General features: G+C 71.1%; 2 protein-coding genes. Both read left to right on the top strand.

Features of this window, described 5'->3' with window-relative positions; genetic code table 11:
• On the top strand, nucleotides 1-415 hold a 415-nt coding region (locus FVW27_RS16870; RefSeq protein ID WP_167127377.1), incomplete at its 5' end, for a CidA/LrgA family protein.
• An 8-nt stretch (nucleotides 416-423) separates the two neighbouring features.
• A partial coding sequence (locus FVW27_RS16865) for an LrgB family protein (protein WP_167127373.1) occupies nucleotides 424-1022 on the top strand: 599 nt, incomplete at its 3' end.

Raw genomic sequence — 1022 nt, 5'->3', positions numbered from 1 at the left:
GTGGCTGGCGGGCGAGACCCTGGTGCGGCTGGCGCGCCTGCCCGTGCCGGGCGGGGTGGTGGGCCTTGGGCTGGTGTTGCTGCTACTGGCCGGCGGCTGGGTGAACGCGGTGGACCTGCAACGCGGCGCCCGCTGGCTGATGGCCGAGATGCTGCTGTTCTTCGTGCCCGCCGTACTGGCCGTGCTGGACCACCGCGAATTCCTGAGTCTGCTGGGCCTGAAGCTGCTGGCCGTGGTGCTGCTGGGCACGCTGACGGTCATGAGCGGCACGGCACTGGTGGTGGATGCCTGCTGCCGGTTGCACTTCCGGGGCGCCGGTCACGCCCCTGCCGGTCACGCCCCTGCCGGTCACGCCCCTGCCGGTCTGGGACATACCTGCGCGAACCCGTCCGGCTCGCCCCGGCATCCTTCGTGAGCAGCGCCATGAACCTTGACCCTTCCTCCCTGTCCCTGCTTTCCGGCCTGTTCTGGTCGGTGGCCACCATCCTCCTGTACCTCGCGGCACGCCGGGTTCATGCCCGCATGGGCCGCTGGTGGACATCGCCCCTGTGCCTTGCGCCGTTGCTGCTGCTCGCCCTGGCCCTGGCCCTGCACGTGGGCTACAGCGACTACATCCGGGGCACCCACTGGCTCATGGTCATGCTGGGGCCGGTGACCGTGGCCTTCGCCCTGCCCATCTTCGAACATCGGGCGCTGATCCGCCGCCACTGGCCCGTGCTGCTGGCCGGGGTGACCACGGGCAGCAGCCTGGCCATGCTCTCGGCCTGGGGACTGGCCACCCTGCTCGGCGTTTCGGGCGCCATGCGGCAAAGCCTGCTGCCCCGGTCCATCAGCACGCCCTTTGCCATGACCGTTTCCGGCAGCCTAGGCGGCGTGCCGGATCTTACGGCGGTATTCGTGGTGCTTACCGGCGTGTTCGGCGCGGCCCTAGGTCAACTGCTGCTGGCGCGGCTGCCCCTGCGCACCAGTCTGGCGCGCGGCGCCCTGCTGGGCATGGGCGCGCACGGCGCGGGCGTGGCCCA

It is taken from the genome of Nitratidesulfovibrio liaohensis (assembly GCF_011682075.1).
In the GTDB taxonomy this organism is placed as follows: Bacteria; Desulfobacterota; Desulfovibrionia; order Desulfovibrionales; family Desulfovibrionaceae; genus Cupidesulfovibrio; species Cupidesulfovibrio liaohensis.
This window is presented reverse-complemented; position numbering and strand designations above follow the sequence as displayed.